24 protein-coding genes are annotated in these 26,136 nt (G+C 39.1%); 14 read left to right on the plus strand and 10 right to left on the minus strand.

Annotated features, from left to right (window positions below):
• Nucleotides 1–302 precede the first annotated feature (302 nt).
• On the plus strand, nucleotides 303–1,901 hold the full coding sequence (locus ASL19_RS14595) for a peptide ligase PGM1-related protein (protein WP_057178894.1): 1,599 nt from the start codon (nucleotides 303–305) through the stop codon (nucleotides 1,899–1,901).
• A 169-nt stretch (nucleotides 1,902–2,070) separates the two neighbouring features.
• Complete coding sequence (locus ASL19_RS14600) at nucleotides 2,071–3,756, plus strand: TrkA family potassium uptake protein (protein WP_057178895.1); 1,686 nt, start codon at nucleotides 2,071–2,073, stop codon at nucleotides 3,754–3,756.
• Nucleotides 3,757–3,835: 79 nt separating this feature from the next.
• On the opposite strand, the gene ASL19_RS14605 is transcribed toward ASL19_RS14600, so the two are convergent.
• Both ASL19_RS14605 and ASL19_RS14610 read right to left on the minus strand, forming a co-directional pair.
• Nucleotides 3,836–4,585: a phycobilisome rod-core linker polypeptide gene (locus tag ASL19_RS14605; protein WP_057178896.1), complete on the minus strand. Its 750-nt coding sequence runs from the start codon at nucleotides 4,583–4,585 to the stop codon at nucleotides 3,836–3,838.
• 105 nt (nucleotides 4,586–4,690) lie between these two features.
• Nucleotides 4,691–5,683 carry an ROK family protein gene (locus ASL19_RS14610; protein WP_057178897.1) on the minus strand — a complete coding sequence of 331 codons (993 nt, stop codon included), beginning with the start codon at nucleotides 5,681–5,683 and terminating at the stop codon, nucleotides 4,691–4,693.
• Nucleotides 5,684–6,260: 577 nt separating this feature from the next.
• Here ASL19_RS14610 and ASL19_RS14615 point away from each other — a divergent pair.
• Nucleotides 6,261–7,235 (plus strand): sucrase ferredoxin, encoded by a 975-nt coding sequence (locus ASL19_RS14615; RefSeq protein WP_057178898.1) that lies wholly within the window; start codon nucleotides 6,261–6,263, stop codon nucleotides 7,233–7,235.
• A gap of 25 nt (nucleotides 7,236–7,260) precedes the next feature.
• Here the strand turns inward: ASL19_RS14615 and ASL19_RS14620 are convergent, their stop codons facing one another.
• The gene (locus tag ASL19_RS14620) at nucleotides 7,261–8,109 is read right to left on the minus strand and encodes a zinc metalloprotease HtpX (protein ID WP_057178899.1); all 849 of its coding nucleotides are present in this window, start codon (nucleotides 8,107–8,109) and stop codon (nucleotides 7,261–7,263) included.
• A 170-nt stretch (nucleotides 8,110–8,279) separates the two neighbouring features.
• Between ASL19_RS14620 and crcB the strand changes: the two genes are divergently transcribed.
• Together crcB and ASL19_RS14630 are read left to right on the plus strand one after the other, a co-directional pair.
• On the plus strand, nucleotides 8,280–8,675 hold the full coding sequence (crcB, locus tag ASL19_RS14625) for a fluoride efflux transporter CrcB (RefSeq protein ID WP_057178900.1): 396 nt from the start codon (nucleotides 8,280–8,282) through the stop codon (nucleotides 8,673–8,675).
• Between the two features lie 56 nt (nucleotides 8,676–8,731).
• Nucleotides 8,732–9,118, plus strand: a complete 387-nt coding sequence (locus tag ASL19_RS14630) for a DUF3110 domain-containing protein (protein WP_057178901.1) — start codon at nucleotides 8,732–8,734, stop codon at nucleotides 9,116–9,118.
• Nucleotides 9,119–9,204: 86 nt separating this feature from the next.
• On the opposite strand, the gene bchB is transcribed toward ASL19_RS14630, so the two are convergent.
• Complete coding sequence (gene bchB / locus ASL19_RS14635) at nucleotides 9,205–10,731, minus strand: ferredoxin:protochlorophyllide reductase (ATP-dependent) subunit B (RefSeq protein WP_006277951.1); 1,527 nt, start codon at nucleotides 10,729–10,731, stop codon at nucleotides 9,205–9,207.
• Nucleotides 10,732–10,990: 259 nt separating this feature from the next.
• On the opposite strand from bchB, the gene ASL19_RS14640 reads away from it, so the two are divergent.
• The 5 genes from ASL19_RS14640 to ASL19_RS14660 all read left to right on the plus strand — a co-directional run bounded on the left by ASL19_RS14640 (nucleotide 10,991) and on the right by ASL19_RS14660 (nucleotide 16,453).
• Entirely contained in the window at nucleotides 10,991–11,317 is a 327-nt protein-coding gene (locus ASL19_RS14640) for a hypothetical protein (protein ID WP_057178902.1), read from the plus strand.
• A 143-nt stretch (nucleotides 11,318–11,460) separates the two neighbouring features.
• Nucleotides 11,461–11,886 (plus strand): VOC family protein, encoded by a 426-nt coding sequence (locus tag ASL19_RS14645; RefSeq protein ID WP_057178903.1) that lies wholly within the window; start codon nucleotides 11,461–11,463, stop codon nucleotides 11,884–11,886.
• Nucleotides 11,887–11,982: 96 nt separating this feature from the next.
• On the plus strand, nucleotides 11,983–14,547 hold the full coding sequence (acnB, locus tag ASL19_RS14650) for a bifunctional aconitate hydratase 2/2-methylisocitrate dehydratase (protein ID WP_057178904.1): 2,565 nt from the start codon (nucleotides 11,983–11,985) through the stop codon (nucleotides 14,545–14,547).
• A gap of 218 nt (nucleotides 14,548–14,765) precedes the next feature.
• Complete coding sequence (locus ASL19_RS14655; RefSeq protein ID WP_057178905.1) at nucleotides 14,766–15,452, plus strand: PHP domain-containing protein; 687 nt, start codon at nucleotides 14,766–14,768, stop codon at nucleotides 15,450–15,452.
• 119 nt (nucleotides 15,453–15,571) lie between these two features.
• Nucleotides 15,572–16,453 (plus strand): DUF5895 domain-containing protein, encoded by an 882-nt coding sequence (locus ASL19_RS14660; protein WP_006277956.1) that lies wholly within the window; start codon nucleotides 15,572–15,574, stop codon nucleotides 16,451–16,453.
• Between the two features lies 1 nt (nucleotide 16,454).
• Here ASL19_RS14660 and ASL19_RS14665 read toward each other — a convergent pair whose 3' ends face one another.
• From ASL19_RS14665 to ASL19_RS14680, 4 genes are all read right to left on the minus strand, one after another.
• Nucleotides 16,455–17,747 carry a murein transglycosylase A gene (locus ASL19_RS14665; RefSeq protein WP_152980445.1) on the minus strand — a complete coding sequence of 431 codons (1,293 nt, stop codon included), beginning with the start codon at nucleotides 17,745–17,747 and terminating at the stop codon, nucleotides 16,455–16,457.
• A gap of 95 nt (nucleotides 17,748–17,842) precedes the next feature.
• A complete protein-coding gene (locus tag ASL19_RS14670; RefSeq protein WP_057178906.1) occupies nucleotides 17,843–18,295 on the minus strand; it encodes a transcriptional regulator in 453 nt (150 codons plus the stop codon).
• A 197-nt stretch (nucleotides 18,296–18,492) separates the two neighbouring features.
• Nucleotides 18,493–19,263 carry a hypothetical protein gene (locus ASL19_RS14675; protein WP_057178907.1) on the minus strand — a complete coding sequence of 257 codons (771 nt, stop codon included), beginning with the start codon at nucleotides 19,261–19,263 and terminating at the stop codon, nucleotides 18,493–18,495.
• A 451-nt stretch (nucleotides 19,264–19,714) separates the two neighbouring features.
• On the minus strand, nucleotides 19,715–20,164 hold the full coding sequence (locus ASL19_RS14680) for an NADAR family protein (protein WP_057178908.1): 450 nt from the start codon (nucleotides 20,162–20,164) through the stop codon (nucleotides 19,715–19,717).
• Between the two features lie 178 nt (nucleotides 20,165–20,342).
• On the opposite strand from ASL19_RS14680, the gene ASL19_RS14685 reads away from it, so the two are divergent.
• The 4 genes from ASL19_RS14685 to ASL19_RS14700 are packed head-to-tail and all read left to right on the plus strand — an operon-like array spanning nucleotide 20,343 to nucleotide 24,398.
• A complete protein-coding gene (locus tag ASL19_RS14685; protein WP_057178909.1) occupies nucleotides 20,343–20,978 on the plus strand; it encodes a DUF4129 domain-containing protein in 636 nt (211 codons plus the stop codon).
• A gap of 2 nt (nucleotides 20,979–20,980) precedes the next feature.
• The gene (locus tag ASL19_RS14690) at nucleotides 20,981–22,099 is read left to right on the plus strand and encodes a DUF4350 domain-containing protein (protein ID WP_057178910.1); all 1,119 of its coding nucleotides are present in this window, start codon (nucleotides 20,981–20,983) and stop codon (nucleotides 22,097–22,099) included.
• 27 nt (nucleotides 22,100–22,126) lie between these two features.
• Nucleotides 22,127–23,077, plus strand: a complete 951-nt coding sequence (locus ASL19_RS14695; RefSeq protein ID WP_057178911.1) for a MoxR family ATPase — start codon at nucleotides 22,127–22,129, stop codon at nucleotides 23,075–23,077.
• 1 nt (nucleotide 23,078) lies between these two features.
• Complete coding sequence (locus ASL19_RS14700; protein ID WP_057178912.1) at nucleotides 23,079–24,398, plus strand: DUF58 domain-containing protein; 1,320 nt, start codon at nucleotides 23,079–23,081, stop codon at nucleotides 24,396–24,398.
• Between the two features lie 74 nt (nucleotides 24,399–24,472).
• Here the strand turns inward: ASL19_RS14700 and ASL19_RS14705 are convergent, their stop codons facing one another.
• Together ASL19_RS14705 and ASL19_RS14710 are read right to left on the minus strand one after the other, a co-directional pair.
• Entirely contained in the window at nucleotides 24,473–25,390 is a 918-nt protein-coding gene (locus tag ASL19_RS14705) for a Dam family site-specific DNA-(adenine-N6)-methyltransferase (RefSeq protein WP_057178913.1), read from the minus strand.
• A gap of 23 nt (nucleotides 25,391–25,413) precedes the next feature.
• On the minus strand, nucleotides 25,414–25,854 hold the full coding sequence (locus ASL19_RS14710) for a DUF29 domain-containing protein (RefSeq protein ID WP_006277966.1): 441 nt from the start codon (nucleotides 25,852–25,854) through the stop codon (nucleotides 25,414–25,416).
• Between the last annotated feature and the right edge of the window lie 282 nt (nucleotides 25,855–26,136).

The following is a 26,136-nucleotide window of genomic DNA, read 5'->3' on the forward strand; positions in this document are numbered from 1 at the left end:
ACCATTAGATAATCAGTGATCATGAAGGCTTGACCCTGTTCATCTGCTCTTAATTTAACTGTTAATTCTTGGTTATTTATCGTGCATCGGAAGTAAAAAAAAACCTGATTTTATCACTCTTCAGATATAGATTAGATATCTATTGGGCATAGCTAATTCAATATACTGATAACTGATTTAATAATTGACTTTTCTCAATCAATTTATAGCTAAAAAAAATTTACAAAAATATACAGATAAAATCAGCCAAAAGAGTCTTACCTGGGATATATATTAACTAGTATATATTAGGGAGAAAAAATATGACTGAGAAAGATATATTACCAGGAATTGAACAATTTCGTAGTTTACAATCAACCCTAGGGGAGCGATGGAAACCCAGTGAGATATTTGACAATAGTGAGACTGATATTTTAATCATACCTTCCTTGAGTATTGATCAGCGAGAACTAGAAAAAGTTCAAGGTTGCGAGCATTATGAAGAAAGATTACTATTTTCTCTCATTCGTTTGCGCAACCCCCGAAATAGATTAATTTATGTCACATCAATGCCCATACATCCTAGCATTATTGACTATTATTTACAATTGCTACCGGGAATTCCTTTTTCCCATGCTCGCCATCGTCTATTAATGCTTTCTACCTACGATTCTTCTTTAAAACCGCTCAGTCAAAAAATCTTAGAACGCCCCCGATTAATAGAAAGAATACGCCAAGCATTACAGGTAGATAAAGCTTTTATAAGTTGTTATAACTCCACATTTTGGGAAGCAGAGTTATCTCTAAAACTGAATATACCTCTGTATGCTGCTGCGCCAGATTTACAGATTTGGGGAACAAAAAGTGGTAGTCGAGAAATTTTTGCCCAAACTGGTGTACCTCATCCAGATGGTAGTAAGTTGGTCTGGAATGCAAAAGAGCTGGCCAGGGAAGTGGCTAAGTTGTGGGAACGTCAACCACATTTAAAAAAAATAGTTGTCAAACTAAACCAGGGTATATCTGGAAAGGGAAATGCCATCTTAAATTTGCTTCCTTTAACAGATTTTGCTCCCGGTAAAACCAACCATGTTGAAAGAGCAGAAGCCATTGAAAAAAGCTTTGTCAATCTACGTTTTCAAGCTCAACAAGAAAATTGGATAACCTTCTCTCAACTTATTTTAGAAATGGGAGCGATCGCCGAATCATTTATAGAAGGTGAAATCAAATATTCTCCCAGTGTGCAGGGAAGAATCACCCCCGATGGGACAGTAGAAATACTTTCCACCCATGATCAAATTCTAGGTGGTCCGGATGGACAAATTTATCTAGGGTGTCGGTTTCCAGCTAATGAGAATTATAGAGTAGAATTACAAGATATTGGTTTAGCTGTAGGCAAAAAACTGGCAGAAAAAGGAGCATTGGAAAGATTTGGCGTGGATTTTGTAGTAGTGGATCAAGGTAATGGTAAATGGGATATCCAAGCTATTGAAATTAATTTACGTAAAGGCGGTACTACTCACCCCTTTATGACTTTAAAGTTATTAACCAATGGGAGCTATGATTTATCCACCGGGTTATTTTACAGTCAGCAAGGAAAACCTAAATATTATGTTGCTACGGACAATTTACAAAAAGACTCCTACCGTGGGCTATTACCCAGTGACTTAATGGATATTATTGCCCATCACCGATTACATTTTGAGAGTGGAACAGAAACAGGAACTGTATTTCATCTGATGGGTTGTATTTCTCAGTTTGGCAAACTAGGTTTAACTAGCATTGGCAATTCCCCTGAACAAGCAGAAGAAATTCATAATCGGGTTATTCATGTGCTCGACCAAGAAACCAATAATGAAATTAATCATTACTCCCTATTCTCTAACTATGCTTTTCCCATAGCTGAGGATAGTTTTGGTTATTAATTCATTTGTTAAGTCGTTTATTAACAATGGGTCTATTCTGAAATATTTAATCTCCCAGTATTCTATACCGTATGTGGAGATACAGTTATATTGGGAGAAATCAATTATAAATACAAATAAATACAGAGTATTAAATACAGAGTATTAGTGACAATTGTGCTGATATTTCATGAAACCTCGAATTATTGTTTGTGGATTAGGTCGAACTGGTTATAAGATCTTTCGTCTACTGAGACAACAGGGCGCCCTAGTTGTTGGTATTCATCGTAGACCCATTGCAGGGGAAACTACAGGAGATGTGATTATTGGAGAGCTATGTGCAGCTTCTACCCTACAAGCAGCAGGAGTTGAACAGGCACATACTCTAGTAATTGCCACAGCTGATGATGGTATAAATTTATCAGTTATGATGCAAGCTCGGGTACTAAATCCTAATATTCGCATTATTAACCGATTTTATAATACTAATTTAGGAGAACGTTTAGATCATACCCTGATAGATCATCTGAGTATGAGTGTTGTAGGTCTAGCAGCACCCGTATTTACCTTTGCTGCTTTAGGAAATAAAGCTATAGGAGAAATTAAATTATTTGATCAAACCTGGCCAATTCATGAGGAATATATTGATGACAATCATCCATGGCAAGGAAAAAAAATTAGTGACCTATGGGAAGAAAAAACACGAATGCTGATTTATTATTTACCAACCACGGGAAAAATGAATTTGGTATCCGCAGTATTATCAGAACAACGTTTAAAAATGGGCGATCGCCTGATTATTGGTATTCAACCACGGGTCAGTTACACACGCAAATCATGGGCTAGGAAAATAATTAAAATCCTCACCAGTATTAGGCATTTTCAGAAGCATGCCCAATCAGTAATTGCCATGGCAATAGTATTATTTATAATCATTTTAATTGCCACACTTACTTATGTATATGCCAAATTAAATATTTCATTTGTGGATGCCTTATATTTTGCTGTAGGGATGATTACAGGTGCGGGTGGTAATGATAAAGTTGTGGAAGCAGCACCAAACAGCATTAAAGTATTCACAATTGTTATGATGTTAGCAGGAGCAGTGGTATTTGGTCTTTGGTATGCCATGTTAACAGATTTCGTCTTAGGAAGTCGTCTGAAACAATTTTGGGATGCAGCGAGAATTCCTCAAAGACACCATTATATTGTTTGTGGTTTAAGTGGGATTGGGATTAAAATTGTGCAGCAATTAAATGCCAGTGGTAATGAAGTAGTAGTAATTGAAACTGATACTCATAATAAATATGTAAGCACAGCTAGGGGAATGGGCATTCCGGTGATATTAGCGGATGCCAGTTTTCGGACAACCTTACAAACTAGTAATATAGATACAGCAAATGCAGTTTTAGCGGTAACTAATAACGATGCAATCAATTTAGAAATTGCCTTAAAAGCTAAAGGTTTAGCCCCAAAAATTCCCGTAGTGGTGAATTATGCTGACCCTGATTTTGCGGGAATGGCCAAACAAGTATTTGGTTTTGAAGCAGTATTAAGTCCTGCAGAATTAGCAGCGCCAGCATTTGCTGCTGCTGCATTGGGGGGAAGAATTATTGGCAATGGTATTATAGGTGATAACTTATGGGTAGCCTTTGCAACATTGATTAGTCCTAATCACCCCTTTTGTGGTCAGTGGGTAAAGGACGTAGCTAGATATGCGGATTTTGTGCCTTTATATGTAGAAACCAATAATCAAACCCTACATGGTTGGGATTTGTTAGAAACTAATTTAAGTCCGGGGGACATTTTATATTTAACAATTCCAGCCAATCGGTTATATCAGTTATGGCGTGAGGAACAGGAAATGGTGGGTTAGTGCTTGATAAAAATCCCCATTTCCTCAATACCTTAGCCAAAATCCTGAAACCCAATAGAATTCTGGCTAAGTTATGTATTTAAAAATTAACTAGACCATAATAAGTGAGAATCACATAAATTGTCCCAGCTAAAATCAACAGATTTCCTAATATTCCAAAGCCTGATGATAAGACTAGATAAATTGGATGGTAAGGAGGTTGTTGCCATTTCCATAGATAGCTTAGAGGCGCTTTATTTTGGAAATAACCCAAATTCTCTAGTTGTTGACGATAATACTGATCATAACGGGGAAATTGGCTAAAAGGTAATTCTCCCATACTATGTTGGGCAATTACTCTTCGCCGATGATAGGGAACTGTATAATCACCAAAATTACTTTCATATTCCTCACTATTGAGCAGTGCATCAATGAAACCTTGTCTTCCTTTTGTTCCCAAAATTATTGACCAAGCCATGGTTTCTTGTTTACTGTAGACGTTTCTTCCCAACACTCTCTGGATACACATTTCTACGAAGCGATAATTATTGTTCGTGTCGTAGTTCCGTAAACGAAAGGTCTCTGATAACAATAGTCCTCTAATAAAATCTCTGACGCTAATGCTATTGTGTTTTAATTGGGACTCCAGGGTTAACTGACGATTACTCCTCAAAATTTGCTGCTCATTAAAAATTTGCCGATAAGCAGCCCAAATTAATTCATTAACCTCTGGGATAGAAGGAGTCCCTTCCATGGTGTAAACTGGCGGATTTTCATCTCCAGGAATTTCAAAACTTTTCACTCTTTGGTTTTGACTGGATGGAGAATATTGTAGTAAAGGAATGGTCATGTTTATCCTGTGGAATCATTTTGGAGTTTGTAGAGCTGTTCAGGATTTACACAATTTCTATGGATTTGTAATCTATATACTATAATTTAATAATATCTCATTTAATCAGATTCTGTATCCAGAATAGCCAATATCTAAACCCAAAGCTACCGCTCCCCACAATGGAGCATCATCTCCTAAAACCGCTCGCACAATCTCGAAATTCACCTCTGGTAAAGCAGTTTGATGGGCTGTTTTTCTCACAATGGTCCAAAAACTATCCCCTGCTTTTGTAACCCCACCCCCCAAGATAAATCTCTGGGGATTGATCAAGTTAGCCACATTGCCAATACCTACTCCTAAAGCCCAAGCTGCTGTATATAAAACCGATTTTGCTAACTCATCTCCATTTGATGCTGCTAAACTGACTATTTGCCCAGTGATTAAATCCAAATTATTACCTACTAACTTTCGTAGTATATCTCCCTGGACATTCTCACCAGAACTGGTCGATTGTTGTGCCACTTTTTCTAATAATTCTCTGGCATTTTGGGCAATGTAAGGACCCGATGCAAAACGCTCTACACACCCTCTTTTACCACATAAACATACTGGACCCCTAGGGTCTACTACTACATGACCAATTTCCCCCGCCATCCCTCCTGTACCTTGCCAAAGTTGATTATTTAAAATCCATCCTCCGCCTACTCCTGTACTTATGGTAATATAAAACAAACTGTCGTATCCCTGCCCAGAACCAAACCGATGCTCCCCTATGGCAGCCACGTTCGCATCATTGTCTATACTAACTGGAGCTTTATATTCCTCTTCTAATAGCAGTTTCAACGGAATATTTTCCCAACCAGGTACATGATGAGATAGTCTGACTATTCCCGTTTGTGCATCCACTGGTCCACCAAAACTAACTCCTATGGCATCCGCTCTACGATTGTCTAGTACAGCACTGATGAGCGATCGCATGATTTCTAGGTCATTTAATGCGTCCCCATTTTTGGGTGATAACTGACTCTCACGGCGTAACCATTCTCTTGCGTCTGCTTCTACAGTACCTGCGGCCAACTTAGTTCCCCCGAAGTCCAGGGCCAATATTAATGTCATACGTTTTTAACTCCTATGCTCACATAATAATTCAGAATAATCGGAAATTTTCAATTCCATTGACCATGTACAAGTATTGAGAAAAATTATTAAAAATATGCTATATCTCACTCTTGTCTTTTGGCAATGATTCTGTTACCATTATCACTTAATTGCTATACTTCCCACAAAAAGCTAAAATTCGCCTTGCAGTGGATGAGTTATGGACTAAAAACTGCACACAACCCCTAAGTCTCTCCCATGCCAACAATTAGGAATTTTTCTCATTTAAGGATCGCTCATAGTTATGACTAAGAACATACTAATGCGTAAAGGCAAAATATTAAAATATATTAGGTACGACTAATTGCGTATATAGAGGTTATTAAGGGAATTTAAAGTATATTTAAAGTAAATCAAAATTTATTTTAAAAAGTAAAATCAGAGGGAGTATGTCACAATAGATTATTAATAAAATATTGTTAATTCTAGTGGTTAATTTACCAAGTTTATGGAAATCGCCATGATTTGCAAAAATAGTAGTTGTCAACACAATTTTTCCAATGACTAACTTAAAAAAATAATTGCTAAAGGTAACATGAAAAATTTTTTTTGCTCGGACTACTCACGACAAATAGGAGAAGAAATAATTGGTAGTGCAACCAACTACCAAACTTATATTTTAGTAGAATGTCCACCTCCTTGGATATCAGAAGCATTTGGCTCCAAATGGGTACCTAGTAACCTGCAATTGCTACACAGGGAGTTACAAAGTAAGAAACTACCAATTAGATTCTTATTGATTGCCAAGGAAGATTCCCATAAAAATCAAGAAACCACACTGCTGATCTATCATAAACCCCAGGGTTTAACAAAAAGTTATATTAAGCGAGAATTTAGGTTGCCGGATATTGAGTTAGTAGAGGGAGAAGTGAGAAAATGGTTGGCGGGTGAAAACAGTGATTACAAAATACAAAATAAATTTACTAGGGATATTCTTATTTGTACCCATGGCAGTCATGATCAATGTTGTGCTAGGTATGGCAACCCCTTTTATTTTCACGCCCAGAAGACAATTGTGGAGTTGCAATTAGAGGAAGTGAGAATTTGGAGATCTAGTCATATTGGTGGACATCGTTTCGCCCCCACAGCCATAGATTTACCAGAAGCTAGATACTATGGATTATTGGATCAACAGTCTTTACAAGCGATTTTATTTCGTGCTGGAGACATTAAAATCCTAGATAGGGTTTATCGTGGGTGGGGCCTTTTACCACCAGCGTTACAGGTTTTAGAGAGGGAAATAATTTATATTCAGGGATGGGATTGGTTTAATAACAAGGTGTCAGGAAGAGTGTTAGAACAGAGTATGGACAATAATACAATATTAGCAGAGCTAAGTTATGAAAATTCTGCTGGTTGTTTATATACTCTTCAAGCCAAACTTATCAAAGATACGGTCAAAACCCGAATCCTAAAAACTTCTTGTCATGCAACAGAAGAGTCATTAGTTGTTAAGTATGCTATTGACAACCTCTATGCTAAGTCCACAGAGGTTGTATCTGCGATTTAGAGCTTTTCAAAAATTTGTGAAAAAGTTAGTTCTCTAATTGTAACAGCGCTTGCACACGGGACTGGGTTGATGGATGACTAGAGAATAAATTAGCCAAAAACTGTCCAGAAATGGGATTAATAATCAATAATGGTTCAAAAGCTGGATTAGCATCTAAAGGTGTTTCTCTAGCAGCTGCTTCTAGTCTTTGTAAAGCTCGAGCTAAAGCTCTGGGATTTCCTGTTATTTTAGCAGCACCAGCATCAGCGGAAAATTCTCTGGTGCGAGAAATTGCCAACTGTATAATTGTTGCTGCTAGGGGTGCCAACATAACTGTCAATAACACTCCCAAGGGATTTCCTCCCCTGTTGTTGTCCCTTGAACCACCGCCAAACCAAAGACTATAACTCAACATTTGTGCCAGGAAGGAAATTGCACCAGCAACCGTAGCAGCTACAGCTTGAGTTAGAGTATCCCTATTAACTATGTGGGTAAGCTCATGGGCAATTACTCCTTCTAATTCCTCTTCTGGTAAAATATTTAAAATCCCTTCTGTTACTGCAACTGCTGCATGCTCTGGATCTCTACCAGTAGCAAAGGCATTAGCAGTATAAGTAGGTACAATATACAACTTAGGCATAGGCATATTGGCGCGGCTTGATAATTTTGCCACCATACGATGAAGAACGGGTAACTGGGCTTCACTCACTGGCTGAGCATTATATACCGCTAAGGCAATCTTATCTGACTGATACCAGGAAAATAGGTTGGTAATTGCTGCTAAACCGATCCCTAGGACTAGTCCACCACTACCACCTATAATCCAATAACTAATAGCAATTAATAATCCACTTAGAGCTGCTAATAGAGCAAGAGTCTTGAATTGATTTCCCATAGTTTGATCTCCCAGTTGTACAATAAAGTTTATATGTGTAGTAACCTCACATAACCAATAGGATAAAACCAATAACTGGCTGTAATTTAATTTTATCCCATGGCAACATAATGTACAATGATGAAAACCTCTCCTCAAAGTACGGATTTCTCAATCTCAATGAGAATGCTATGTTACAAAATCTTACTATCCGTCAATTATTAGCCATTAGTTTAGGTGCGATCGCCGGTGCTTTAATTCGTTACTATCTAACCTTTTGGTTGACGCTGAAATTGGGGACAAATTTTCCCTATGGGACATTCTTTATTAATCTTAGTGGTTGTGCAGCAATGGGGTTTTTTACCGGTTGGATGGGACAAAAAACCATAGTTCCGCAGGAAGTAAGGTTAATGATCTCCACGGGCTTTTTAGGCGCATATACAACTTTTTCTACATATAGTTTAGAGTCCCTAGCCTTAGTTCAGGGGGGAGATTTTTTCAAGGCCATTTTTTATTGGTTAGGTAGTGCAGTTTTAGGGGTTACTAGCTTATACTTGGGTATAGCATTTGCTCGTTATTTACTGTAGTATGGAATCCGAGACCTGATGGAAATAAAATAAAGAGAAAATTTCCAGGATGAACTATGGGCGTCTTTGTACTAATTTTTAATGCTGGCACAGATAATGAAGGAATTCATTCCATTTTAGTGGGTAATCGTAATACAATTATGATGTTTGAATCACAAGACGATGCAACTCGCTTCGCTTTGATGTTAGAAGCCCAGGATTTCCCCATGGCTAAAGTTGAAGAGATGGATCAACAGGAGATCGAGGAATTTTGTCAACAGTATGGCTTTGACTGGCAATTTGTACCGCAAGATAGCACTGTTTTGATTACCCCTCCAGAAAAAAATGTAGAGAAAACAGATTGGGAACAGGGTAATTCCAGTGAAAAGACCAAGGAGGAACAACAGGAAATCTCTAGTTCTGAACTAGATAGTATTCGTCGGCGATTGGAAGGGTTATTATAGACAATTTACAATTATGGCGATCGCATCTTTTTTCTCAAGACTTTAAATAATGCGATCGCCTGACCTAGGCTAGAAAAAGGGTTTGACTAGGCTCCCACAGACTCTTTGGCAGCATATAACACTTCCGCCGAGATATCTTTAAATCCTCGTTCACGGGCAAATTTTTCCGTATTCCGTTTCACCTTACCTCGGACAAAACCGGGAATCTTATTTAATTCGGCCAACCCGTCTTTTGTCCAATTTAAATCAGATTCTGCAGAAATTCCCTTAGTAATTACCTCCTTAGTATCATGACCACCGAAAATTTCTAACAGGTGATCTTCCATTCCCAGGGTGAAGGAGTTATAAATTAAATCAGTCAGTTGATTTGTCCCTTCATAACCCATAAATGGTTTGTAACCTATAGGAAAGTTTTGTACGTGAATAGGAGCTGCAATAACTCCACAGGGAATATTTAAGCGTTTACCTACGTGGCGTTCCATTTGAGTGCCAAAAATTGCTGCAGGTTCCACCCGGGCGATCGCATCTCCGATGGATCCGTGGTCATCTGTAATGAGAACCTCATCACAATATTCACTAACCTGTGCTTTAAACCAGTCAGCATCGTATTTACAATAAGTGCCCGACCAGACCACATGAATACCCATTTCCCTGGAAAGAATTTTGGTCATTGCTGCTGCGTGGGTACTATCACCGAAAACCACCGCCTTTTTACCGGTTAAATTCTGACAGTCAATAGAGCGAGAAAACCAAGCAGCTTGGGATACATACAGAGTTTGTTCGTTGATGAATTCTTCATAATCAACATTGGCACCTTGTTGATTAATTATTTGTTGAATTTGACGAATACATCTAGCAGTTTCCACCACACCCATAGGAGTAATATCCACATAGGGGGTGGCAAATTCTTCCTGTAAGTAATTAGCAGTTAATAGACCCAATTCCCGATAGGGAATCAAGTTAAACCAGGCCTTTGGCAGATTCTTCAACTCATGGACTGAAGCTCCTTCAGGAATAACTGCATTTACCTCAATACCCAAATCAGCCATTAATTTTTTCAACTCGGTGCAATCATGATTATTATGAAATCCCAAAGTAGAAATACCAATAATATTCACCGACGGTCTTTCAGTTTTACCACTTGGCAATTCCTCTTTTTTCCGAGCTTTTTCTATGTAATATTTAACAATTTGATGTAAGGTTCTGTCCGCTGCTTGTAGCTCATTTACACGATAATGATTAACATCTGCTAACAACACATCCCCTTTAGCATCCATTTGAGCACGGTCTACAAAGTTTTGTAGATCCTCCTGCAAAATACTAGAAGTGCAAGTAGGAGTCAAAACTATTAAATCCGGGTGTTCTTCCGCATCCTTACGAGTGATATTTTCTACTACTTTCTCCTGAGAACCGCGAGCCAAAACATTCCGGTCTACAATGCTAGCTGTAACCGGTGTAAAATCACGTTCTCTGGATAACATAGAACGCATAACATTAAAATAATCATCACCCAAGGGAGCATGCATAATCGCATGAACATTTTTAAAAGAACTAGCTACTCTTAGGGTGCCAATGTGGGCAGGTCCTGCATACATCCAGTAAGCTAATTTCATTCAGTCTTCTCCTGTAACAAGTTAAAGAACCTAAACCAACCTATAATCCAAGCTCAATCGGGTGGTAAGTAGGTACTAGGATCGTTTATTAAATTGGTTCTATCTTCTCAAACTCAAGCTCGAGAAACAAATAAGATTTATTACGATGGAACTGGGTATCCGCTGATAAATCAGCGGAGCATCAAAAAATGTAACTAGAATGTAAAATTATTGTTAAAGAATCAAACTTGTATTGGAATCGAAGACAGGAGATCTTGCCATGTTTGGATTTATCAAAAATTTAATTGCGGGCATTTTGAGCTTTATTAGTGGAATATTTGGCAAAAAGGACGAATATTACTTAGAGCTTAAAGAAGAAAATGAACCAACCACAGTAGTACAAGTAGCACCAGTAGTTAAGGTAGAATCGGTTGTAACACCCAAGGTAGAATCGATTCCAGCACCGGTGGAAAAACCAGTAGTAGCAAAGGAAACTACCTTTGCACCCCAATACCTGCTCACCCTAACTTCCCGAGCACGTCGTCGTCCTGGTGCCAACATGAGTGGTTTTATGGACATGGCCCGTGAAGCTAAGGTTCCCAGTTAGTAAGCTGGTAGTAAGCTTGGGGTCAACAGTTGAATCTTTGCTGCTATGACCCCACTGCTTCTAATCAGAACGCCTGCACTCAATTTTTCCCATCTACTCCATCTATAGGTCTAGCTAAAAAGCTATAATACACATTGGCAACCATGAAAACTATATTTCACTTAGCATTTCCCATTGGTGATATTTCTCAAACTAAAGGCTTTTATATTGATGGATTAGGCTGCATAGCTGGTCGAGAAAACCCCCATGCTTTAATCCTTAATCTTTATGGACATCAACTAGTAGCACATATCACTAAAGAACCCTTAACACCTCAAAAGGCCATTTATCCTAGGCATTTTGGTTTAGTGTTTATCCAAGAAGAAGATTGGCAAGAACTCCTAGAACGTGCCAAAACTAAAGAGTTGAATTTTAGAGAAGAACCAAAAAATCGCTTTGTCGGTTCTCCCCTAGAACACCGAACTTTTTTCTTGGAAGACCCATTCTATAACATCATGGAGTTTAAACACTACCGCTACCCGGAAGCAATCTTCGGTAGTTCTCAATATACAGGTATAGGTGACACTTAGGCGACACTTAATGCGGAGCATTTTTAGGTGGTGGTTAACGGTTTATCCTGAAATAGGTTAAAATAGGAGCAATAACAGCAAAAAAGGGAACTTGGCATGTTAGCAGAATACCAACGACACACTCAAGAACGGGGAGAATTAGGTATACCCCCATTACCACTAAATGTGGAGCAAACATCTCAACTATGTGAATTACTTAAAAATCCCCCTGCAGGAAAAGAAGAGCTATTATTACATTTATTACGGGACCGCATTCCCCCAGGAGTAGACCAATCAGCTTATATTAAAGCTGGTTTCCTCACCGCTGTTGCTAAACAAGAAATTACCAGTCCTTTAATTTCTCCTCTCACCGCAGTAGAACTGCTGGGAACCATGGTAGGAGGTTATAACGTACAGTCATTAATTAACTTGCTCTCCTCACCAGTAGCTGAAGCTGCAACAACGGCTCTAAGTAAAATTCTACTTGTATATGACTCATTCAATGATGTATTAGAACTTTCCCAGACTAATTCCTATGCTAAACAGGTCATAGACTCCTGGTCCGCAGGAGAATGGTTCACCTCCCGTCCTACCCTAGCAGACCAAATTACGGTTACGGTTTTCAAGGTTCCAGGAGAAACCAACACTGATGATTTATCACCCGCTACCCACGCCACAACCCGTCCTGATATTCCCCTGCACGCCTTAGCAATGTTGGAAACCAGACAACCAGGAAGCTTGGAAACTATCGCCCAACTTAAACAAACAGGATATCCCATAGCATACGTCGGAGATGTGGTGGGTACAGGTTCATCACGTAAATCGGCAATCAACTCCGTATTATGGCATATAGGCAATGATATTCCCTTTGTTCCTAACAAAAGAGCAGGTGGTTATATTTTAGGCGGTGCGATCGCCCCTATCTTTTTCAACACAGCTGAGGATGCGGGTGCACTACCAATCCAGTGTGATGTTACTCAAATGGAAACGGGTGACATTATTACCATTCACCCTTACCAGGGTGAAATCACCAAAGAGGGAAAAATCATTGCCACCTTCAATTTAAAACCGGACACGATTTTAGATGAAGTTCGCGCTGGTGGAAGAATACCTCTGTTGATTGGACGCACTCTCACGGACAAGACAAGACAAGCATTAAGTTTAGCGCCCAGTGATTTATTTATTCGTCCCCAACTACCAAAAGATACGGGTAAGGGTTACACCCTAGCGCAAAAAATGGTTGGTAGAGCTTGTGGTCTCCCAGGTGTGCGACCAGGTACTTCCTGTGAACCAATTATGACCACAGTTGGTTCCCAAGATACCACAGGACCAATGACCAGGGATGAATTGAAAGAACTTGCTTGTTTAGGTTTCAGTGCGGATCTGGTAATGCAAAGTTTTTGCCACACCGCAGCATACCCTAAACCAGTAGATGTGAAAACCCATCAAGAACTACCAGACTTTTTTGCATCCCGTGGAGGTGTAGCTCTTCGTCCAGGAGATGGGATTATTCACTCCTGGTTGAACCGGATGTTATTACCAGACACGGTGGGAACCGGTGGAGACTCCCACACTCGTTTTCCTTTGGGCATATCTTTCCCCGCTGGTTCAGGACTGGTTGCATTTGCAGGTGCTTTGGGTGTAATGCCTTTAGATATGCCTGAATCAGTTTTGGTCAGATTTAAAGGAGAATTACAACCAGGAGTAACTCTGAGGGATATTGTTAATGCTATTCCCTACGTTGCTATCCAGAAGGGACTATTAACCGTGGAGAAGAAGAACAAGAAAAATATCTTCTCCGGTAGAATTATGGAAATTGAAGGATTACCAGATTTAAAAGTCGAGCAGGCTTTTGAATTGACCGACGCTTCAGCAGAACGCTCTTGTGCTGGTTGTACTATTAAACTAAGTGAAGAAACAATTGCTGAATACTTACGTTCCAATATTGCCCTGTTAAAAAATATGGTAGCCAGAGGTTATGGTGATGGGCGCACCATTATGAGACGAGTGGCAAAAATGGAAGCATGGTTGGCTAACCCCATACTTTTGACAGCAGATCCAAATGCAGAATATGCAGAAGTGATTGAAATTAATTTAAACGACATCAAGGAACCTATTGTCGCAGCCCCTAACGATCCTGACAATGTTAAGTTATTATCGGCAGTTGCTAATGATCCAGTGCAGGAAGTATTTGTGGGCTCTTGTATGACCAATATTGGACATTATCGCGCCACCGCCAAGGTCTTGGAAGGTGCAGGCCAAGTAAAAGCAAGACTGTGGATAGCACCACCAACCAGAATGGATGAGTATCAATTAAAGCAAGAAAAGGTATATGATGTTTTTGTCAATGCCCATGCCAGAACCGAAGTTCCTGGATGTAGCCTATGTATGGGAAATCAAGCAAGAGTAGAAGATAATACAACTGTATTTTCTACATCAACCCGCAATTTTAATAATCGCATGGGTAATGGTGCACAAGTATATTTGGGTTCGGCAGAGTTGGCAGCAGTTTGTGCTTTATTGGGACGTATTCCCACAGTGGAGGAATATATGTCCGTTGTGGTTGAAAAAATTAACCCCTTTGCCGATAACTTGTATCGCTACTTGAATTTCGATCAAATTACCGGTTTTGAAGATCAAGGTAGGGTCATTAGCAAGGAACAGCAGGCAACTTTGATTTGATGCGGTCACCGACGTTCTACGTCGGTGATTATTGACAAAATTATTTAAGAGTATTAGTATGTCCTTATACAACTAATCAGAAATACTGATGAATTTTTACGGCAAAAATTTGCCAGGTTTGTTATTATTCATAATAAGTCAAAAGATTCGGTGCATCCGATCAGTAAGTGTGGCCTGCTGGTTTATTCAAAATTATAGATTGTTGATCACAGAGAGTTATGGTTGTAAATTTTGCCCGGACTACTGCTGGTACAGAATACCTAAGACGAGTCTTCCAAAGACTTGATAAACAAAGTTGTCCCCAATTGTTCAACTTCCATGCGCACACGGTATTTTCTGATGGTAAATTGCACCCCCATATACTTATGGAACAGGCGATCGCCATTGGGTTAAAGGGCTTAGCCATTACAGATCATCATAGCGTTGAAGGATATGAGAAAGCAAAAAATTGGCTAGAAGAATGGCAATGCCATCATCCTTTTAGTCCCGCACCCCATCTATGGAGTGGGGTAGAAATTAATGCTGAACTATTGGATGTAGAAGTACACATTTTAAGTTATAGCTTTGAAGTGGAACACCATCGCATGAAACCCTATTTACAGCGAGAAGCAGCTATAGGAGAAGAATATAATGCATTAAATGTCATTGCGGCTGTTCACGACGCTGGAGGAATAGCTGTGCTTGCCCATCCAGCCCGCTACAAGAAATCGCACTTTGAATTAATACCCAAAGCGGCTGAGTGTGGTATTGATGGAGTAGAATCTTTTTATGCTTACAAAAATCCCACCCCCTGGGAACCGTGTCCTAAACTAACTGCTGAGGTACAAATGTTGGCAGAGGAGTATGGACTAATGAGCACCTGTGGAACAGATACACATGGATTAAGTTTATTGCAACGTTTGTAATTTAAATTTAGGAAGAAATTGTTAAAATCTGATTTAGAAATTGCCATTGATATAAAAAAATGGTACAAATGGTAGTACAAAAGAAAACCCTGATAAATTAAACACTGGGATATTCTGCAATGATTACAGCAACAGCTAATAGCAAGTTCGACTTTGAAGATGAAAAATTTAATGCCCCACCCTCCCAAGTTCTCCCTTGGTGTCAAATGATCAATCCTCGCTACGGAGAGGACGGGTTGCAAAGTTATGGTTTGGCTATTAAACAAGATAATGCCCAAGCTGTAGGTTTCAAACCGGATGATAATTGGCAAGAGATAGAATACGAATTTGGATCCGGGGATGTGGATACGGTCTACATTACTACCACTCCCAGGTTGGTGATTATCCGTAGGGGACCTTTGTCAGTGCAGGACCGAGAAACAAAAATTAGGTTAGGTACTTTCAAAGACTACAAAGATGATTTTTTAGCTAATAAACTTAAATTTAAAATCTATACTCGCCATCTGATTTTTCTAGTTGGCGAAAATAAAAAGTTTTTACACCATTCACCTTTACAATTGACCCTGAGTGGTGTGTCAGGTGCTAGTTTTGGTAAAAGTTATTCCGAATATCAACAAGGTAAACTCTCGGGAGGTTTTGCAGGAGAACTAGAAAAAGCTTATGCTGGATTTCAAAAGAAATCCTTAGTTTCTAAAGGGTCTTTGTTTCACGCCCATGGGATTTTTTGCCCCATCATTGAGTGTGAAGAAAGAGGTGTGGAACCAAATATTATTCCAGTCGCTTGTACGGTGGATTATAAACATCCTACCCCTTCTACCTTGACTGATTATATGATTGCTTCAGATTCCCCAGAATCCCAAATCATTTGTCGCACTTTTGAGGAACATAAAGAATTCGGTAAGGAAGCAATAAAACCGGAAATTTCTAAGGGAGAAGTTCCCGGTGTTACCAGCTCCTATGTTTACGCCGATGATGAGGATTTTGCCTATCCTCCCTATTAAGTTAATTCCCTTTGTTGACTTTTGGACACGGACGATCGCCAGCTTTTGTCTCTTCCTTGAGCAGTAAGTAGTATAATGTACCGTTAGTACCCGTAACTCCAGCGCGATCGCCTGCTACTTTCCCAGTTCCCATAAAGTAGTCTACTCGACCAGGTCCTTTAATCGCACTACCTGTGTCTTGGTCTAGGACAAATCTGTCCACCCGGCGGTTTTCCATTCTGTTGTTACCCACAACAAAGGGAAAAGAGGTATTAATCAACGCTAATGCGCCTGGGGGCATGAGGGACTTATCTGTAGCAATAGAACGCTCTGCAGTTACGGGAACGCTCAGACTACCTGTAGCTGGATTGCCATTGGTTTCTCTAAAAAACACAAACCTTTCCCAGCGGGGTAAGTAGTTATCCATTTCTAGGGGATTAGCACGGAAATAACTGAGTAATTGTGGCATACTACCACCAGTTAGTTTGCCATCTTTTACCAGTTCCCTACCTATACTCGTCCAAGGATAGTCCGTACCCCCCGCAAAACCTATGGAGGTTCTTGTTCCATCAGGTAGTCTAATTTGGGCAGATCCTTGAATTTGAATGATGTATGGATCCAGGCGATCGCTAAACCACAGTAGTTCCAATCCGTTTAATTTGCCCTTACCCCCTTGTAAACCATCTTTACCCTCCAAGTCAACCCTTTTAGGATGGGGTTTTGTCCATTGTTTAAAATCTGGTGGAACCCTGTATATGGGATATTGATATATAGCTGTGCGTTCCCGACTAGCTACATATTCAGGTTCGTAATAAGCAGTAAATTTTACCGTACCATTGCCATCGTTACCTATAGACTGGTAGAAGACGAACTCGCGGTTCACAGCTGCTTGTAACTCTGCTGCTGACCGGGAATTTACAACCAGTTCCCTAAAACGTAATAAACTGCGACGCACCCTGTCTAAACTAATTTCCTTAATGGGATAGTTGGCGTATGCTTGAACTGCTCTATTAGTTATTAGATAATTTAAACTCAGATCAATAGCATTTAATAAAGCCTGGCGATCGCCATTTTTTCCCCATAGTTGTTCATCCCAACCTAGGCATTTTTGAGAATTGCAGGCGCTTTCTGATGTGATTAGTTGTAGCGGTGGGACAACCGGAGGGGGAGTATTTACCTCTGGAGTATTGATCACAGGGACCTGTATGGGTATTGGTTTTGGACTCGGTGTGTTTTGAGCCACAACTGAAACTACGGGACTTGCGAGAGTAATTCCCAGACCCAAGAAAAAGAAACCAAGAGTTTTGATGATCATTTTTGCTGTGTGTACACCAGGAACAAAGTAATTATTACCAGTACCAATATAGCACTCCTTGGAAGTTGGTATATGATTTCCACAGATGGTAAGAATTATAATTGAGTAAGGGACCTAAAAGATGGAATATTTCGCAGCTTCTTTAAATATTCCCATCCTCTTTGGGGGTAAACTTTGCGATTCAACAATTTACTCATCCAGTTTGCCACCTTTGGTCCATTCCATAAACCCCCATCTTCAGGTGGTAATTGTAAAGTTTGCTGCAAAAGCTGTAATTGTTGATTATTCAATAATCTTGCTGTCCCTTTGTTATTTCTTCTGAGATCCCCTAGAATCTCCGTCCCATAAAGGTTGTAACTACGAACCAACTCATAAATCCATGGCACACCATATCCCGTTATTGCAGACACTTCTGCGGTGGTTTTTCCTGACGCTAATAACCATATAGTTTGATAATGAGTGCTTTCAATCTTATTTTGTGATTGCTGATAACGATTTTCCAGCTCTTGAACGGTCAAGTGAGGCTCAATCACAATACACTTTGGCATATCCCCTCCTAGCAAACCCTAGCAAATTAAAGATGTGTTATTCCTGTAGTCACAAGCTACAGTTTAAAAACTGCTGGAGGAGATTTAGGGGAGATATGGTGGAGAAATCGGGGAGAATATCATGGTTTCCTGACAATTATCTCCCTTGACCTTTAGCCAAAGGAGCCCCAAGATTTTTATCTTAAACCGCGTTTCGGTCAACCAAAAAGTCTAAATCGTGAGAGTTTGCTTTCAATAGCAACAGTCAAGAATTGCTTAATCTCATCTGCATCAGCAAATTCTGCTATATGCTCCGCACTTAAATCAAAGGGAAATTGTCCCTCTAATTCTGGACGATGGACATGTACGAACATAATTTGTTCCGTTCGCTTGTGTTCAAACGCGTAACCTATTTCTATACAAACATTGGGACTGGGAATTAACTCAGAGAAATCTTTCCCCTCAATGCTAGTAATTGGTGTGGTATCAGCAATGAATAACAGACTTTTACGGATCTTCCGCATAATTGTGCGGTTTAATCTTAAAGGTTTATTTCTTGACCGGGATGATTCTATCAGTGTTAAGGGCACGCGGGACTTACTATTTAGGGTTGTTATGGTTTCCTGTAGGTTCTCCCTGAATAGGTCACTGGACCTTGCATACTCGGTTTGAAAAGAGAAAAAAATAGTTGGTTCCAACTGTGATAACAAACTTTGTTTTGTCAAGTAAATTTCATGACTAATCAAATCAACGTTAGCCACAGAATAACCACCACTACCCTCAATATAAAATTCTATGGAATCACCTTCCAAATAGTGTTTAAACCAGGTTGCTGTTCTTACCTGGTCAGCATCCTCCAAAAAATCAGCCCGCAAACCAGACTTGAGCAAACTCTTCTTACTCAGACGAATGTCTGGAGGTCGTTTTTCCAACTCTGTAATTGGTTCATAATCCCGTATATACCATGCTCTGAGCGCAATTATTGACATAAACCGCTGTTGACATTATTGAAACTCCCTGCGATCGCTAATTATATCACAAAAATAGGAGAAAATCAGTACAAAATTACCATCAGTAAAAAGTTATATCCACACAGCGCAACACCCAACATCTACCGACTTGGTGACTCCCCACTTTTGCTGATCCTATCCAGGGATGTGCCTGCTTTCACCACCTTGAGCTACTAAGGAATGAATACTGGTCACACTACCCCCTGTGTTACTAACTTGAGGGAATACAAGCACTCGCGTTGGGTGTTGTGGTGTTCAGACGAGACAGATTGTAATTCAACAGCGTTTTCAACCTCTTACTACTTTTTGACTCTAACTCTAGCTGTTCGATCTGCCAGGGAAGCCTCTTTTTTGGCTTCAACTATAGAATAACACCTTCAAATTAGAGTTACCAGAGATTTGCCATTTTTGTAACAAAACGTAATATTCTTCAATTCCTCGACCGAATTTGGTTGCGTATACCCATGAGAATTTTCCCGAGATGGTTTTCTCCTGTCTTATCAGCACCACAACCCCAGAAATAATCTACGGGTGAGTTTTCTACTAATGTTTCATCTCCCGTTCCTAACAAAACCTCCTGGATTTCCTGATGGCTGAGAAATTTCTGCCAAACTGCTGTTTTCATCACATCAATTTTAATCAAATTCCAGTCTGGACGTGATTTACGTGTTTCACATCTTCCTAAAGCAGCAGCTATTTCAGGAGTAGGAGCACTGCGAATTAGAGGTATAATGACATTGTCCTGGGTGTGAACAAACTTTTGCGACTGATAATAATGTTCAACAGTTGCCCAGTAAACACCCTCAATTTCAATCGGATGGGGGGAAAAGTTGGAGAAACAGCCATAAGGTTCACAAACTTTGTAAAAATAAATAGTCATTTGAAAATCGCTCCAAGCTGTTATTGACAAGTATTGACACGTAGCATTAATATATTACACCTAATCACACCCATAGCTACTCTCCAAAAAACTGAACTCATTCCCCACGCTTATATTTTGTCAGCTACTTGCTATACCTTCCCCATTCCTGTACAATCTTTCAAAAGTCAGTTGCAAGATGTCTATTAAAAATACGATAGTTATGGGCAATAATACTTGGGAAAAAACAACCTGGGAATGGGAATTATATTTGTTCAATCAGCGAATACAACAATGGTTAGAATACCAATATTCTCAACTTTTTAAAAACATCCCAGAAAATTCAAGATTCTCCATTAGTGAACAAATCCTGCAAATTCTACAGGTATTATTTTGGCTGATATTGGTTTTATTATTGGGTTGGGTAATTTGGCGTTTATGGCAAGAATTTTACCCGGAAATATATACCTGGTGGAAAAACCTCAGTTCCACCTTTGGTCATCCCTGGGTCCCTGATTCTCCTCCTCAGCTCTCCAGCAATTTCCTATTGGCTAAATCTCAAGAGTTTTACCACCAGGGTGACTATCAAAAAGCCTGTCAGTTCCTATATTTTTCCATGCTCCAACAATTGCACGAAAGAGCGATCGCCCTTCAACAACCAAGTCGCACCGATGGAGAATATTTACAACTACTCCTGGGCACTGTTGCTTCCATTCAACCCTATGAGACTTTAATTACTACTCATGAGCAGTTATGCTTTAGTAACCACAAGGTTTCATCTGAAAATTATCAACACTGTCTTCAGTCCTATCAAGAATTATTCAACTCCCCTTAATTATGCTCCCCCCTAAACGTCGACTTTATCTAAGTGCGATCGCCTTGGTAATGGTGATCTTGGCTATTTTCAGCTTTACTCCTAGTCAGAATATCAAAAATGGTTCTAGTTATAATCGCGGGCCAGAAGGCTATGCTGGTTGGTATGCTTTTATGCAAAATCAAGGGGTAAAGATCCAGCGATGGCAAAAGCCTTTTGTAGAAATTGAGTCAGAAACCAAACCAGTAACCTTGATTCAGGTCAATCCTGAATTAGTGCCAATCAACCTAAATTCGGTAGAAGGCAATTTTGAAGCTCAACAAATTAAATGGATAGGACAAGGTAACACATTAGTTATTCTAGGGATCAAACAACCATCAACAGCAGCAGAATTTACTACCTATCAAGAATCACCCTTGGGTAGAGTCAAGATTGACACTAGCAGAAGATATGTTGAACCCACCAAGGAAGAAGTTTTATTAGGAGATCGTTTTGGTGCTGTGGTTTGGCAGTGGAAATCTGGTAAAGGAAAAGTAATATTTGCCACTACTATCCATCTCGCTGCCAATGCTTACCAGGATGAGGCCAACTTTAGATACTTAGCAAAATTAGTTACTGATAATAGTGAAAAGGTTCTTATAGATGAATATATTCATGGATATAAAGATATTAATCAAGACACTAATTATCAGAGTAAACAAGGAAATTTATTAGATTACTTCGCCAAGACTCCATTATTTCCAATGCTATTACAATTAAGTGTGGTATTAATATTATTAATTTGGTCTGGCAATCGTCGTTTTGGTAGAGCTATCAAGTTAGACCTACCCATTACAGAAAACAGTCAGGCTTATATTCAAGCATTAGCAGCAGTTTTACGCAAAGCCCAATCTAGTGATTTTGTTTTAGAAATGATTGGCAAAGAAGAGCAGTTGCAACTACAAAAGGTATTAGGAATGGGAAACACACCAGCAAACCAAGAGGATTTAATTAAAACTTGGCAACAACAAACTGGTAAAAGTCCAGCGGAGCTAGAAGAATTACTAAAACTACAGACCAGCAAACACCGTATTAGTGAAAAGAACCTGTTAAACTGGTTAGCTAAATGGCAAAGTCTACGGAAAAATCAATCCCTTATCTAAATTTACTTATAAAACAAAATTAAACACATGAGCATAACACATTCATCCGTAATTAACCTGGGAAAAGAAGTAAACAAGGTTATTGTGGGACAATCAGGTTTAATCAAGCAATGTTTAATTGCATTCCTAGCAGGTGGTCACATAATTTTAGAGGGAGTTCCCGGAACTGGAAAAACTTTGCTGGTTAAAGTTTTGGCACAACTGATTCAAGGAGAGTTCAAAAGAATTCAACTAACACCAGACGTGTTGCCATCGGATATTACGGGTACGAATATTTTTGATTTAAACACCCGCAACTTCTATTTGAGGAAAGGTCCAGTTTTTACAGAAATTTTACTTGCTGATGAAATTAACCGTACCCCTCCCAAAACCCAAGCTGCATTACTAGAAGCAATGGAAGAATTACAGGTGACCCTAGATGGTGAAAGTTTGCCATTACCCGATTTATTTTGGGTAGTTGCTACCCAAAACCCCCTAGAATTTCAAGGAACCTATCCCCTACCAGAAGCCCAATTAGATCGGTTTCTATTTAAACTAGTGGTAGATTACCCAGATCAAACAGCAGAAAAACAAATGTTGTTTAATCGTCAATCTGGTTTTACAGGAAAAAGATTAGATATTTCTCATTTAAATCCAGTTACCACTGTAGATAATATACTACAAGCTAGACAAGCTGTGAAACAGGTGAATGTAGCCGAAGCTATAGTGGACTATATTCTGGAACTAGTGAGTAAGACCCGTAAACATCCCGATTTAGCCCTGGGCGCATCTCCCCGTGCTGCTGGAGCTTGGTTACAAACATCTCAAGCATGCGCTTGGGTTGCTGGTAGAGATTTTGTCACCCCCGATGATGTGAAAGCAGTTGCTGCTCCCCTATTGCGTCACCGTTTGATTTTAAACCCAGAAGCAATGTTAGATGGCTCAAAAATCGATTCGGTCATAACCACTGTAATTAATCAGGTTCCCGTTCCTAGATAGTATGATTCCAGCTAAAAAAGTTTATTTCTTATTGGGTTTAGGAATAGTGATTTCACCCATCTTATCAGTGATTGTGGGTATTTACCAGAGTATTACCTTTACCCTGTTATTTGATTTGGTGGTCATGGGACTGATGGTGATTGACTGCTTCAATATCAGAAGACATCGGGTGAAAATTAGTCGTCAACTACCTCTACGTTTATCTATTGGACGTGACAATTTAGTAATATTGAATGTAGAGTCTGGGAATGTCAATAGTGCTATTCAAATTCGTGATTACTATCCCACAGAATTTCCCGTATCCACATCTAACCTCACAGTTAACCTTCCCCCAAATCATACTCAGGAAGTAAAATACACCATTAGACCCAATCAACGGGGAGAATTTTGGTGGGGAAATATTCAAGTTCGACAGTTGGGAAATTGGGCTCTAGGGTGGGACAATTGGCAAATTCCCCAAAAAACTATGGTTAAGGTATATCCTGATTTGTTAGGACTCAGATCCCTCGCTATTCGTTTAACCCTACAATCTTCTGGATCTATCACTAAATTGCGTCAACAGGGAATGGGAACGGAATTTGCTGAACTCCGTAATTACTGCATGGGGGATGACCTGCGGTTAATTGATTGGAAAGCCACAGCTAGACGTGCTTATGGAAATATGAGTCCCCTAGTAAGAGTTCTGGATCCAGAACAGGAACAAACCTTGCTTATATTACTAGATCGTGGTAGATTAATGACAGCTAATGTACAAGGGTTAAAACGATATGATTGGGGTTTAAATACCACATTGTCTTTGGCATTAGCAGGATTACATAGGGGCGATCGCGTAGGGGTGGGGCTATTTGACTCCCAGGTGCACACCTGGATACCTCCGGAACGAGGACAAAATCACCTCAATCGACTTATAGACAGACTTACACCTATTGAACCAGTATTAGTGGAGTCTGATTATTTAAATGCCATTACCTACGTAGTAAAACAACAGACTCGTAGATGTCTAGTAGTGTTAATTACTGATTTAGTCGATGTTACTGCTTCCCGTGAACTACTAGTAGCGCTATGTAAACTAGTGCCTCGATATCTACCTTTTTGTGTAACACTCAGGGATCCTGGGATTGATAAAATAGCCCATACTTTTAGTCAAGACTTAACACAGGCTTATAATCGAGCTGTTTCTTTAGACTTAATATCACAAAGAGAAATTGCTTTTGCCCAGTTGAAACAACAGGGGGTTTTAGTGCTGGATGCACCAGCAAATCAAATTTCCGAGCAGTTGGTGGAAAGGTACTTACAAATCAAAGCCAAAAATCAGATTTGACCTCTGGAATTACCGCTCCCTAACCAGTTCTCATGAAAGCGTATATAGAAATTGCTAATGTAGACATTACTAATCTAGAAATTACTAATTAGCAATTCAAACAATTCACCTCGACAATCACCTTTAGAATTAATATTCCGTCTAGCTTTCACTCGCCTAATATTATAACCTTGATAAAGGTCATCAAAAAAAGTATTTTCATGATTAAAATTTTTAACATCTGAATTGCTCAAGATAAAATAATGTCCATTGATATGTATTTGATCGCAAAAATTTTTAAGTCTAAGTTGATCTTGGTCATTGAAATTTTCCAAAGAGTAGGATGTAAATGCCGAAGTATCATTAATCGGTTTATAAGGAGGATCCAAATAAAATAGGGTCGGTTGTTGGGCATATCTTATAGTTTCTGTAAAATCCCCTTGAAAAATTTTAACATTTTGTAAATGGTAATGGACCGAAACAATATTATCTACATTACAAATTTTAGGTTCTTTATACTTGCCAAAAGGTACATTAAACTTACCTTTTTTATTAACTCGATATAAACCATTAAAACAAGTTTTATTTAAAAACAGCATTAGAGCAGTTTTATTAACTGGAGAAAATTCACTATCCTCTTGATTAAACTCATCTCTTTTGGCTAAGTAAAATTGTTGTTTATTCTCAAGTGAGGTGAGATTATAATAAGTTTTTTCAATTTCTGCCAGCACTAAAACTAATTTCCTGTAATCCTCCTTTATTAGCTTGTAGGTACTTATTAAATTTGAATTAATATCATTGATAATAATGTTATTTATTTGAGGAAAATTTGATAAAATATAAAATAATACTGCCCCCCCACCAACAAATGGTTCAATGTAAGTATAAGTATTATACTTAGATATATGATAACTAATTAGTTTATCAAGTTCATTAATTAATTGAGTCTTACCACCTACCCATTTAAGAAATGGTTTAGGATTTTGTGCAAAAGCTGGATTAAATAAAGACATAAATCTGAGGAATTCCTATAATTTTACTTCGTCCTCTCTGTGGGAAAAAAGTCTCCATCCAAAGTTTGTTCCCAGGAATAAGGACAGGATTGGGGAAAAAGGTCATAAGAAAACCCGGTTTCACGTACAGCTAGGTCTAACCCATTTTGATATGCTGCAAGAAGGACTTCTTTGGTATATGGTTTGAGACTGGGATTCTCTTCCAAAAGGACTTTTATTTCTCTTCTTTGCTCTCGAACCGTCGCTAACCAGCTATTACCTCTGAATTTTGCTTGATACTCCCATTTGAGCAGATGTCCCAGTAAAACTCCCAAGCGGTTTCTCAGCTCCTTTTTTTCCCTTCTCCCCAAAGCTTCTATCTCCTCCCACAGGTTTGGTAAATCCAAACATTCCCATTTACCCTCTTTTATAGCCTTAGCTTGATGTTGCGTCCATGCATAAAAATCCGTTTCATAAAGACTCATAGTATTCTTCACCTTCCTCAAGATAGTTGGTAGCATTCATCCTAATTTCTCCTTTTCGCCAGCGATCGCTATCTATCTCCTATTACAGCACCGCAGGATTTTCCCCATCTTTGGTAATTACACCGGAAGTCCTATTAATTTCAAGCGAGGATATCTATTTACCCACGCGCCGATTTTTTTTCAATGGTAGGGGTTGACTATTGTCTCTTGGGGATGATACTCTGATAATGGAAATCTGTGCACTTTTTTTATAAATGCTTACACTCCATTATAATCAACCTT

This window comes from Cylindrospermopsis sp. CR12, assembly GCF_001432185.1.
In the GTDB taxonomy this organism is placed as follows: Bacteria; Cyanobacteriota; Cyanobacteriia; order Cyanobacteriales; family Nostocaceae; genus Raphidiopsis; species Raphidiopsis raciborskii.

Coding starts and splice junctions, on each gene's coding strand:
- ASL19_RS14595 (WP_057178894.1), top strand. CDS start 303: ATGACTGAGAAAGATATATTACCAGGAATTGAACAATTTCGTAGTTTA.
- ASL19_RS14600 (WP_057178895.1), top strand. CDS start 2,071: ATGAAACCTCGAATTATTGTTTGTGGATTAGGTCGAACTGGTTATAAG.
- ASL19_RS14605 (WP_057178896.1), bottom strand. CDS start 4,585: ATGACCATTCCTTTACTACAATATTCTCCATCCAGTCAAAACCAAAGA.
- ASL19_RS14610 (WP_057178897.1), bottom strand. CDS start 5,683: ATGACATTAATATTGGCCCTGGACTTCGGGGGAACTAAGTTGGCCGCA.
- ASL19_RS14615 (WP_057178898.1), top strand. CDS start 6,261: ATGAAAAATTTTTTTTGCTCGGACTACTCACGACAAATAGGAGAAGAA.
- ASL19_RS14620 (WP_057178899.1), bottom strand. CDS start 8,109: ATGGGAAATCAATTCAAGACTCTTGCTCTATTAGCAGCTCTAAGTGGA.
- crcB (WP_057178900.1), top strand. CDS start 8,280: ATGTTACAAAATCTTACTATCCGTCAATTATTAGCCATTAGTTTAGGT.
- ASL19_RS14630 (WP_057178901.1), top strand. CDS start 8,732: ATGGGCGTCTTTGTACTAATTTTTAATGCTGGCACAGATAATGAAGGA.
- bchB (WP_006277951.1), bottom strand. CDS start 10,731: ATGAAATTAGCTTACTGGATGTATGCAGGACCTGCCCACATTGGCACC.
- ASL19_RS14640 (WP_057178902.1), top strand. CDS start 10,991: ATGTTTGGATTTATCAAAAATTTAATTGCGGGCATTTTGAGCTTTATT.
- ASL19_RS14645 (WP_057178903.1), top strand. CDS start 11,461: ATGAAAACTATATTTCACTTAGCATTTCCCATTGGTGATATTTCTCAA.
- acnB (WP_057178904.1), top strand. CDS start 11,983: ATGTTAGCAGAATACCAACGACACACTCAAGAACGGGGAGAATTAGGT.
- ASL19_RS14655 (WP_057178905.1), top strand. CDS start 14,766: ATGGTTGTAAATTTTGCCCGGACTACTGCTGGTACAGAATACCTAAGA.
- ASL19_RS14660 (WP_006277956.1), top strand. CDS start 15,572: ATGATTACAGCAACAGCTAATAGCAAGTTCGACTTTGAAGATGAAAAA.
- ASL19_RS14665 (WP_152980445.1), bottom strand. CDS start 17,747: ATGATCATCAAAACTCTTGGTTTCTTTTTCTTGGGTCTGGGAATTACT.
- ASL19_RS14670 (WP_057178906.1), bottom strand. CDS start 18,295: ATGCCAAAGTGTATTGTGATTGAGCCTCACTTGACCGTTCAAGAGCTG.
- ASL19_RS14675 (WP_057178907.1), bottom strand. CDS start 19,263: ATGTCAATAATTGCGCTCAGAGCATGGTATATACGGGATTATGAACCA.
- ASL19_RS14680 (WP_057178908.1), bottom strand. CDS start 20,164: ATGACTATTTATTTTTACAAAGTTTGTGAACCTTATGGCTGTTTCTCC.
- ASL19_RS14685 (WP_057178909.1), top strand. CDS start 20,343: ATGTCTATTAAAAATACGATAGTTATGGGCAATAATACTTGGGAAAAA.
- ASL19_RS14690 (WP_057178910.1), top strand. CDS start 20,981: ATGCTCCCCCCTAAACGTCGACTTTATCTAAGTGCGATCGCCTTGGTA.
- ASL19_RS14695 (WP_057178911.1), top strand. CDS start 22,127: ATGAGCATAACACATTCATCCGTAATTAACCTGGGAAAAGAAGTAAAC.
- ASL19_RS14700 (WP_057178912.1), top strand. CDS start 23,079: ATGATTCCAGCTAAAAAAGTTTATTTCTTATTGGGTTTAGGAATAGTG.
- ASL19_RS14705 (WP_057178913.1), bottom strand. CDS start 25,390: ATGTCTTTATTTAATCCAGCTTTTGCACAAAATCCTAAACCATTTCTT.
- ASL19_RS14710 (WP_006277966.1), bottom strand. CDS start 25,854: ATGAGTCTTTATGAAACGGATTTTTATGCATGGACGCAACATCAAGCT.